The following is a 10,364-nucleotide window of genomic DNA, read 5'->3' on the forward strand; positions in this document are numbered from 1 at the left end:
TCGGCCTTCACGTGCCGCCCCGAGTACACCAGGTCCTTGGCCCTGGCCGGCCCGACCAGTCGCGCGAGCCGCTGGGTGCCGCCGGCTCCCGGGATGATCCCGAGCAGGATCTCCGGCTGCCCCAGCTTGGCGCCCGCCCCCGCCACCCGGAAGTCGCAGGCCAGCGCCAGCTCGCAGCCACCACCGAGCGCGTAGCCCGTCACCGCGGCGACCGTCGGCTTGAGGATCTTGGCGACCGCTGTGAACGCGGACTGCAGAGCCGCCGAGCGGTCGACCATGTCCGTGTAGGACATGGTCTGCATCTCCTTGATGTCCGCACCCGCCGCGAACACCTTCTCCCCGCCGTAGACGACAACAGCTGCGACGTCGCGCCGCTCCCCCGCCTCCGTGGCCGCTGCCCGGATGCCCTCCTGCAGCTCGGTGTCCAGCGCGTTCATCGGGGGCCGGTCCAGCCGGATGGTGCCGATCCCGTCCTCGACCTCAAGGCGCACAACCTCGCCCATGTCACTCCCTCTCGCCAGTTCGACGGCTCTTCTGGCGCCGGAGCCTAGCCCTCGCTCCCGCCGCCACCGACGTTCTCGGGGCCGCCAGAGCTCTCCGGACCGCACTCACCGCCACCACCGGCGTTCTCGTGCCACACCCGGACGCTGTTCAAGATCGCGGCGAAACAGCTGTTCAGCACGGCAGGCAAGGGCATCTCGGGCGTCACGAGCACGTCGATGGCGACGAACAGCACGTCGTCGTGCACGGCCACCTTCACGAGGTTCATCCGCGTGGTGAGGTCACCGGCGACCTTCAGCCGCGTCAGCGGGTCGGCCGGCACCGTATCGCCGATCCGCCACTGCCCGAAGACGCGCATCATCGGGACCTGGCCGTCGGCACAGCGCACGAACATCCGCTGGTCGTTGACCACGACCACGACGTCGCCGTCGTCGTCCAGAACCGGCTGGCCGCCCTCGTCGATCAGCGCGTCGAGCACCCGTCCGCGCAGGGGGTGCTCGTCCGGCGGCGGCGGAAAGGACGGCAGCGAGGTCGGATCACTCATCCGACCACCGTAGACGGCGCCTTCCGGGCCGCCACGGCAGACTGCCCCCATGCCCGCGCCCTCCGCTCCACCGCCGCTCGGCGTGCATCTCACGCCCACCGGCGCCTCCGTCGCGGTACTGGCGATGCACGCGGAGGCCGTCGAGGTCTGCCTGTTCACCGACGGCGAGGAGCGACGCCTCCCACTCACCGGGCGCACGCACGGCGTCTGGCACGGACACCTGGACGGCGTCACGCACGGTCAACGTTACGGCCTGCGGGCGCACGGCCCCTGGGAGCCCGCGCGGGGTCACCGGTACAACCCCGCAAAGCTCCTGCTGGACCCCTACGCACGTGCGATCGACGGCCATATCAGTTGGGGTCCAGCCGTTTTCGCCCATGAGGTGGACGGCGAGACCTGGCTTCCGCTGGACGGGCGCGCTTTCGAGGGCGGCGCTGCCATCCCGAACGACGAGGACTCGGCTGCGGACGTGCCGCACGGCGTCGTCGTCGCCCCGCCGCAGGCGGATCTGAGCCTGCAGCCGAAGGTGTCCTGGCCGGAGACGGTGATCTACGAGGCGCACGTGCGTGGCCTGACGATGCGGCACCCGAAGGTGCCGGCCGACGAGCGCGGCACCTACGCGGCCCTCGGCCACCCGGCCGTGGTCGAGCACCTGACCCGGCTGGGTGTCACCACGCTCGAGCTGCTGCCCATCCACGCGATCGGCGACGAGCCGGCGCTGGTGCGCCGGGGGCTTCGCAACTACTGGGGCTACAGCACTCTGTCGTTCTTCGCCCCGGAGCCCCGCTACGCGACGGCTGCCGCTCGCAAGGCAGGCCCCGACGCCGTCATCGTCGAGCTGGCCCAGGCGATCCGCACCCTGCACGAGGCCGGTATCGAGGTCGTGCTGGACGTGGTCTACAACCACACCGCCGAGGGCGGCGTCGAGGGCCCGATGTTCAGCCTGCGTGGTCTCGACGCAGCCACCTACTACCGTCTCGACTCCCGGGGTCGGGACCTGGACGTCACCGGCACCGGCGGCACCCTGGACTTCCGCAACGCGTGGACGGTCCGCCTCGCCCTGGACTCGCTGCGCTACTGGGTGACCGCGTTCGGAGTCGACGGGTTCTGGTTCGACCTGGCCACCACCCCGGCCCGGGGCACCGCCGGCTTCGAGCCCGACCACCCCTTCCTCGTCGCCCTGCGGACCGACCCGGTTCTCAGCCGCGTCAAGCTCATCGCCGAACCTTGGGACGTCGGCCACCACGGCTGGCGCACCGGCCAGTTCCCGGCGCCGTTCTCGGAGTGGAACGACCGGTTCCGGGACGACGTGCGGACGTTCTGGCTGGCCGACGCGGCCGAAACCCGCAGGCACGAGGGCGTTCTCGGTCACGGGGTGAGGCATCTGGCCACTCGCCTCGCCGGTTCCGCGGACTTCTTCAGCTGGTCCGCCTCCCTGGACGCCGCGCCGCGCACGCCGACCGCGTCGGTCAACTTCGTCACCGCCCACGACGGCTTCACCCTGGCCGACCTCACGGCGTACGAACGAACGCAAACCGAGGCCACCGGAGATGGCGGCGCCGCCGGCGCCGACGACAACCGCGCCTGGAACCACGGGGTCGAGGGCGAGACAAACGACGCGCACGTCCTTTCCGCCCGCCGACGCAGCATGCGTGCCCTGCTGGGGACGTTGCTGCTCGCCACCGGCGTGCCGATGATCACCGCCGGCGACGAGCTGGGACGCACCCAGCACGGCAACAACAACGCCTACTGCCTGGATGACGAGACGTCGTGGCTGGACTGGGGCGACGACCGGCCGGACCAGCCCGAGCAGCTCGAGCGGTGGCGGCAGGACCTCCTCGCCACCACAGCGGCATTGCTCCGGTGGCGGCGTGAGCTGACCGCCCTGCGCCAGGACCGGTTCTTCGCCGGTCGCGCCGTCCACACCGACGGCACCACCGACCTCGGCTGGTTCGCCGCGGACGGCACGCTGATGGACCACGACCGCTGGCACGATGCGTCCCTGCGCACCCTGCAGATGTTCCTGTACGACCCCACCCCCCGCGGGTCGGTGCTGATCGTCCTGCACGCCGGGGACGAGCCGGTCCCTCTGACGCTCCCGCCGACACCGTGGGCGCGGTCGTTCCACCTGCTGTGGGACAGCGCGTTCGAGCACCCGGACGACGTCCCGCACGTCACGACGCCGGCCGGCGGTGGCGTCGTGGTCGCCGAGCGGAGCGTGCGTCTGTACCGAGCGCTGCGCTGACGACGAGCCGATCACAGGGCCAGCCGATCAGGCCGGTCCCGCAGCCGGAATGACCACTCGGTCAGGCGTTGACGACCAGCCCGAGGTCGGCCTGGCTGGCCAGACCCGCGTGCTTGGGCAGCACCCGGACGGTGTACCCGAACGGTCCGGTGCGGCGCAGCCGGATCTCGCCGGCGAACTGGTGCCGGCCCGCCTCGTAGCTCTCGCAGTGGTCGAGGGACTCCGCGACGACGTCGGTCAGGTCGTCGGTCTCGTTGACGCGCCCGTGCACGACCTTGACGTCGACGTCGTCGGGAGACAGCTCCCCGAGCGACACGTATGCGCGGACCCGCAGCACCTCACCGAGCTGTGGGACGTCACCGAGCCCGCCGGACTCGACGTGGTCGACGTGCACTTCGCCCCAGTGCTGGCGCACGCGCTGCTTCCAGGCGGCGAGCTCCCTGGCACCGTCGTACTTCGGGCCGTCCATCTGTCGCGCGCTCACGGCGGCGGGCAGGTACAGCTGCTCGACGTAGTCGGAGACCATCCGGCTCGCGAGGACCTTCGGCCCGAGGGTGCAGAGCGTGTGCCGCACCATCTCGATCCACCGTTCGGGAAGGCCGTCGGCGCCTCGGTCGTAGAAGCGCGGCGCAACCGAGTTCTCGATGAGGTCGTACAGGGCGGCGGCCTCGAGGTCGTCGCGCCTGTCGTCGTCCTCGACGCCGTCAGCGGTCGGGATCGCCCAGCCGTTCTCACCGTCGTACCACTCGTCCCACCACCCGTCGAGGATCGACAGGTTGAGGCACCCGTTGAGCGCGGCCTTCATACCTGAGGTCCCGGACGCCTCGAGCGGGCGCACGGGGTTGTTCAGCCACACGTCGCAGCCCGGGTACAGGCGCTGTGCCATCGCGATGTCGTAGTTGGGCAGGAAGACGATGCGGTGGCGCACCGCGGGATCGTCCGCGAACCGGACCATCTGCTGGATGAGCCGCTTGCCCTGCTCGTCGGCGGGATGCGACTTGCCGGCGACGACGAGCTGGATGGGTCGCTCGGGATGGAGCAGCAGCGACTTCAGCCGCTCGGGGTCGCGAAGCATCAGCGTCAGACGCTTGTAGGTCGGCACCCGGCGGGCGAAGCCGATCGTCAGGACGTTCGGGTCGAGGATGCCGTCGACCCACCGCAGCTCGGCGGCCGACGCCCCCCGCTTCAGCCACGAGGCGCGCACGCGCTTGCGGGCTTCCTCCACGAGCTGGGCGCGAAGCTCGCCCCGGACCCGCCAGACGTCCGCAGCGGGCACCTTCATCAGCTCGCCCCAGCCGCGACCGTGCTCGGTGAGCTCCGGCCCCACGTACTGGTCCGCCACCTCGGCGACCTTGCGGTCCACCCAGGTCGGCGCATGCACGCCGTTGGTGATCGAGCCGATCGGAACCTCGGCGTCGTCGAAGCCCGGCCACAGCCCCTCGAACATGTGCCTGGACACGCGCCCGTGCAGCGTGGAGACGCCGTTGGCGCGCTGGGCCAGCCGGAAGCCCATGACGGCCATGTTGAAGACGCCGGGGTCCCCGCCCTCGTAGTCCTCCGCGCCCAGGGCCAGCACCCGGTCGAGCGGGACGCCGGGCACGGCGCCGCCCTCGCCGAAGTACTGCTCGACCAGGGTGCGCGGGAAGCGGTCGATGCCGGCCGGGACCGGGGTGTGGGTGGTGAAGACGGTCGAGGCGCGACCGACCTCGAGCGCGGTGTCGAGGTCCAGCCCGGGGCCGGCGGGGTCGACGGTCAGCTCGCGCAGCCGCTCCAGGCCGAGGAAGCCGGCGTGCCCCTCGTTGGTGTGGAAGACCTCGGGCTCGGGGTGCTCGGTGATGCGGCAGTAGGCGCGCAGCGCCTTGACGCCGCCGACGCCGAGGAGCAGCTCCTGGCGCAGCCGGTGCTCGGAGGTGCCGCCGTAGAGCCGGTCGGTCACCTCGACGTACGCCGCGGGGTTCTCCTCCACGTCGGTGTCGAGCATCAGCAGCGGCACCCGGCCGACGCTGGCGACCCACACCTGCGCGACCAGGTCGGGCCCGCCGGGCATGGTGATCGAGATCCGGGTGCGCTCGCCGGTGGGCTCGCGCAGCAGCGAGATCGGCAGCTCGTCGGGGTCGAGCAGCGGATAGGTCTCCTGCTGCCAGCCGTCGCGCGACAGCGACTGCTTGAAGTAGCCGTGCCGGTAGAGCAGGCCGACGCCGATGATCGGCACGCCCAGGTCGCTGGCGGCCTTGAGGTGGTCGCCGGCCAGGATGCCCAGGCCGCCGGAGTACTGCGGGAGCACCGCGGTGATGCCGAACTCCGGGGAGAAGTAGCCGATCGCGCGCGGCAGGGACTCCCCGCCCTGCTCGCCCCGGGCCCGCTGGTACCACCGGTCGGTGCCGAGGTACGCCGCCAGGTCGGCCTGGGCGGCGTCCAGCCGCGCCCGGAAGCCGGCGTCCGCGGCGAGCTCGGCGAACCGGTCGCGGTCCACGGCCCCCAGCAGCCGCACCGGGTCGTGGCCCACGGCCTCCCACCGCTCGGGGTCGACGGCAGCGAAGACGTCCTGGGTCGGCGGGTGCCAGGACCAGCGCAGGTTCAGCGCCAGGTCGTGGAGGGGCGCCAGCTCGGCCGGCAGGACGGGGCGGACGGTGAAGCGTCGGATGGCACGCACCCGCGGGATGCTAGACGGTTTCTTGGATCGATCCAAGACCCTGCACCACTCGAGGGCCCGGTGGACCGGTCCGGTGACGATCGTGTTTCGTCCGCGGCGCGGACATAACCACGGGCCGCGCCCTCCGTTGTGCAGGCCATGCCCATCGCTCCCTCGCGCCGAGGCCGCCGTACGACGGTCGCCCTCGCCCTGCTGACCGCCACCCTGGTCCCGGGCCTCGCGCAGCTCCCCGCCCTCGCCACCTCTTCCGGCGCCCTCGCCGCGGCCGACCGGGGCGACGTCGTCGGTGACGTCGTCGCGACCATCGGCGACACCGTGCCCGGTCTCTCCGACCTCGACCTGCGCGGCCGGGTGCTGCCCACGCGCGCCCAGCTGGCCGCCGCCGACCGGCTCGGGGAGAGCACCCTGCGCTGGAACGCGCTCGGCACCCCGGCCTCGCTGCTGCCCGCCGACGGCGCGCTGGCCCGGGCCACGTCGTCCGACCCCGTCCGTGCCGCCCGCACCTTCCTCGAGGACAACGCGAGCCTCTTCGGGCTGACCCGCGCGGCGATGGCCGACCTCGAGCTGGTCAACGCCCAGCAGCTGGCGAGCTACCCCGATGCCCAGGGCCGCCCGACCGCCGAGGCCGGCCACGCCGTGCTGTTCCGGCAGCGCTTCGGAGACCTCTCCCCCGCGATCGGCTCGATGGTGACCGTGGGCGTCTCCCGCGGCGAGATCGCCTACGTCTCCTCCTCCCTGGCCCGGGTCGCCGACGGCGCCTCGGTGCCCGCCGCCGAGCTGAGCCCGGTCCAGGCGTGGGTCGAGGCCGCCGCCAACGTCGGCCGCTCGGTCACCGGCTCGGTCCTGTCGAAGATCACCGAGACCGTCGACGAGGCCACCGCCGGCACCGTGGCCTGGACCCGCCTGGCGGTGCCCGGCTTCTCCGAGCAGCAGCAGGTCCGGCTGCGCGCCCTCGCGCTGGCCGACGGCACCGTGCGCCCGGTCTACGAGACCAACGTCGTCGACAACACCGGCGGCATCGGCTTCGCCTACACGCTGATGGTCGACGCCGTGACCGGCGACGTGCTCCACCGCGCCCGCCAGGTCGAGAACGACTCCGTGCAGGAGGTCTTCCAGGGCACCATCACGCCCACCGAGTGCGGCGCCAAGCACCCCTTCGAGCTCACCGACGACGCGACCCGCACCCTCACCGCCGTGGCGCTGGCGCTGCCCTCCGACGACGTGGTCGTGAAGTTCTTCGGACCGAAGGACCGCCTGCTCTTCACCGGTGACCTGCTCACCAGCCCCGAGGTCGCGACGTACACCGCTCCCGAGCCGCTGCCGGCCGGCGTCTACTCCGCCCAGGTCTGCCCCTTCGACGCCGCCTCGGTGGTCGTCGGGACCTACGCGCTCGTGGTGAACACCTCCGACGAGGGCACCCCCACGCCCGGCGGCGGCGCGGGCCTCGCGCCCACCTGGAGCTACTTCCCGGCCAACCCCTCGATGGACTCGACCCGGGTCGGCAAGACCCCGTCCAACGACGTGGTCGGCTGCTGGACCGACACCCCGGACTGCACCGAGCGCACCGGCCCCTTCGCCAACATCGCCTCGCCCTTCGCCTGGGACCAGGTCAACGTGGCCGGAAGCTCCTCGATGACCACGGTCGGCAACAACGCCAACACCCACGAGGCGTGGGGCAGCCCCCTGAGCCCGGGTGGCCTCTTCCAGGCCCCGGTCTCCCCGGTCCGCGACTACACCGGTGAGTTCACCGACGCCTGGAACGAGTCGGCCTGCGACCCGGCCAACCTCGTGCCGGGCGGCAACGACATCAACTACGTGACCGGCAACCTGTTCGTGTCCCACAACCGGATGCACGACTACAGCTACTACCTCGGCTTCACCGAGGCCAACTACAACATGCAGCTGGACAACTTCGGCAAGGGCGGCGTGCCCGCGGACCAGGAGACCGGCAACGTCCAGGCGGGCGCGCTCACCTCGCCGGTCTTCGACGAGACCGGCGTGGCCACCGGCCGCAACAACGCCAACCAGATCACGCTGCAGGACGGCGTGCCGGGCATCACGAACCAGTACCTCTTCCAGCCGGTCGCGGGCGCCTTCTACGCCCCGTGCACCGACGGCAGCCTGGACATGGGCATCGTCGGCCACGAGTACACCCACGCCATCTCCAACCGCATGATCGCCGGCCCGGACGAGGGCATCGGCTCCCAGCAGGGCGGCGCGATGGGCGAGTCGTGGGGCGACCTGGTCGCCGCGGAATACCAGTTCAGCCACGGCTACGACAACGGCGGCAACATCTTCGCCGTCGGCGTCTACGCGACCGGCAACAAGACGACCGCGATCCGCAACTTCTCCATCAACCGCAACCCGCTCAACTACGCCAACTACGGCTACGACACCCTCGGGGTGCAGGTCCACGCCGACGGCGAGATCTGGAGCGGCACCCAGTGGGAGGTCCGCCAGGCCCTGGTGGAGAAGTGGGACGCCCGCTTCCCCTACCGGGACAAGAAGCTGCAGGTCGCCTGCGCGGAGGGCACGCCCAACGCCTCCCCCGTGGCCCCGCAGTTCTGCCCCGGCAACCGCCGCTGGATCCAGCTGCTCTTCGACGCCTTCCTGCTCCAGCAGGGCAGCACCACGATGCTCGACGCCCGCGACGCCATGCTCGCCGCGGACCGGATGCGCTTCCGTGGCGAGAACCAGCAGGTCATGTGGCGCGCCTTCGCCCGCCGCGGCATGGGGGCGAACGCCACCATCGCCAAGGCCGACGAGAACGACGTGACCGGCGGCTTCGCCACGCCCAGGGAGCCCAACGCCACGGTCCGCTTCACCGGCGGCAACGGCCCCACGCAGGTCTTCGTCGGCATGTTCGAGGCCCGCACCTCGCCAGCCGCCGACACCGACCCGCGCACCAAGAAGGTCTCCTCGACCGCGCGCTTCGCGCCCGGCACGTACGACGTCGTCTACGTGTCCCGCAAGGGCGGCTTCCACCGCGCGACCCTGCAGCTGCGCGCGGGCGAGACCCGCACCGTGCGGATGCCGAGGCACCGCAACCTCGCGGCCGGCGCGGCCGGCGCGAAGGTCATCGACGCGACCCCGGGCTCGCTGAAGACCGAGGCGCTGATCGACGGCACCGAGGACACCAACTGGGCGGGCATCACCGCCGAGAACGTCGACGAGTCCAACCCCTACGTCGCGGTGGACCTCGCCGGCGGCACCTCGACCATCCGTCGGGTCCAGGTCAGCGCCCTGCTGAACCCGGTCGACGGTCCCGAGGACGTCGACCAGGCCTCCGGCTCGCGCTTCACCGCGCTGCGCCGGTTCGCGATCGAGGTGTGCACCTCGGACTGCGGGAGCAGCAAGGCCCGCTGGACGCGTGTCTTCACCTCCGCACCCGATGCGTTCCCGTCGGTGCGCCCGCGCCCGACGGCCCCCACCCAGGCCATGCGCTCCTTCCGGCTCCCGGAGCCGGCCCGCGCCGCCGCGGTGCGCCTGGTGACCCTGGAGAACCAGTGCACCGGGTTCAAGGGGTACGCCGGCGAGCTCGACAACGACCCGATCACCACCACCGACTGCGCCACCGGGTCGGACCGCGGGACGATCGTGCACGCCGCCGAGCTGCAGGTCTTCAGCCGCTGACGGATGAGGGCATCGTCGGCGGTTGAGGAGGCGCGCCATCGCCGTCCCGAAACCCCGACGGTGCCCCCGACTGCGGCCGCCGAGGCGACGGCGGTTGAGGAGGCGCGCCAGCGCCGTCTCGAAACCCCGACGGTGCCCCCGACCGCGGCCGCGGAGACGACGGCGGTTGAGGAGGCGCGCCAGCGCCGTCTCGAAACCCCGACGGTGCCCCCGACCGCGGCCGCCGAGACGACGGCGGTTGAGGAGGCGCGCCAGCGCCGTCTCGAAACCCCGTCGCCCGCCGCGCCGCCCACGACCGGCTCGCCAGCTCGGGGAGCAGCTCGTACTCCCCACGGATGAGCGCCTCCCGCTTGCGGCGGTTCCATCCCTGGACCTGCTTCTCGTACCAGTAGGCCTCGTCCACCCGCTCGAACTCGGCGCACCACACGAGCTCCACCGGGCGCCGCCGTCGCGTGTACGCAGCCCCCTCGCCCAGCTGGTGCTGGCTGAGCCGGCGGTCGATGTCGGTGGTGCTGCCGACGTAGTAGGAACCGTCGGCGCACCGGAGGATGTAGGTCCAGGCGGTCATGGGTCCGGTCTGCCCGGATGTCACTCGGCGAACCAGTCGCGTCGGCCACCTGTGGACAAGCGACGGTGCCGGGGGTTTCGAGACGGTTGCAGAGCAACCTCCTCAACCGCCGGCGCCCCGCACCACCGCCGGGGGTTTCGAGACGGTTGCAGAGCAACCTCCTCAACCGCCGGCGCCCCGCACCACCGCCGGGGGTTTCGAGACGGTTGCAGAGCAACCT

At 72.0% G+C, this 10,364-nt stretch carries 6 protein-coding genes; 2 read left to right on the forward strand and 4 right to left on the reverse strand.

The window, feature by feature from the left end:
* Positions 1-503 (reverse strand): enoyl-CoA hydratase/isomerase family protein (locus tag Q1V71_RS14300; RefSeq protein ID WP_300644606.1); only part of this gene is annotated, 503 nt, incomplete at its 3' end.
* A 44-nt stretch (positions 504-547) separates the two neighbouring features.
* Positions 548-1,045, reverse strand: a complete 498-nt coding sequence (locus Q1V71_RS14305; protein ID WP_300644607.1) for a hypothetical protein — start codon at positions 1,043-1,045, stop codon at positions 548-550.
* 49 nt (positions 1,046-1,094) lie between these two features.
* Between Q1V71_RS14305 and glgX the strand changes: the two genes are divergently transcribed.
* Positions 1,095-3,290, forward strand: coding sequence for a glycogen debranching protein GlgX (gene glgX, locus Q1V71_RS14310; RefSeq protein ID WP_300644608.1), 2,196 nt, complete (start codon positions 1,095-1,097; stop codon positions 3,288-3,290).
* Positions 3,291-3,351: 61 nt separating this feature from the next.
* Here glgX and glgP read toward each other — a convergent pair whose 3' ends face one another.
* A complete protein-coding gene (gene glgP, locus Q1V71_RS14315) occupies positions 3,352-5,943 on the reverse strand; it encodes an alpha-glucan family phosphorylase (protein ID WP_300644610.1) in 2,592 nt (863 codons plus the stop codon).
* Positions 5,944-6,081: 138 nt separating this feature from the next.
* Here glgP and Q1V71_RS14320 point away from each other — a divergent pair, with 138 nt between their 5' ends.
* Complete coding sequence (locus tag Q1V71_RS14320) at positions 6,082-9,576, forward strand: M36 family metallopeptidase (RefSeq protein WP_300644611.1); 3,495 nt, start codon at positions 6,082-6,084, stop codon at positions 9,574-9,576.
* On the opposite strand, the gene Q1V71_RS14325 is transcribed toward Q1V71_RS14320, so the two are convergent.
* Positions 9,566-10,144, reverse strand: coding sequence for a GIY-YIG nuclease family protein (locus Q1V71_RS14325; protein WP_300644612.1), 579 nt, complete (start codon positions 10,142-10,144; stop codon positions 9,566-9,568). The genes Q1V71_RS14320 and Q1V71_RS14325 overlap by 11 nt on opposite strands.
* Positions 10,145-10,364: the final 220 nt, after the last annotated feature.

The organism is Nocardioides sp. (assembly GCF_030149505.1).
Lineage (GTDB): Bacteria > Actinomycetota > Actinomycetes > Propionibacteriales > Nocardioidaceae > Nocardioides.

Coding starts and splice junctions, on each gene's coding strand:
- Q1V71_RS14305 (WP_300644607.1), bottom strand. CDS start 1,045: ATGAGTGATCCGACCTCGCTGCCGTCCTTTCCGCCGCCGCCGGACGAG.
- glgX (WP_300644608.1), top strand. CDS start 1,095: ATGCCCGCGCCCTCCGCTCCACCGCCGCTCGGCGTGCATCTCACGCCC.
- Q1V71_RS14320 (WP_300644611.1), top strand. CDS start 6,082: ATGCCCATCGCTCCCTCGCGCCGAGGCCGCCGTACGACGGTCGCCCTC.
- Q1V71_RS14325 (WP_300644612.1), bottom strand. CDS start 10,144: ATGACCGCCTGGACCTACATCCTCCGGTGCGCCGACGGTTCCTACTAC.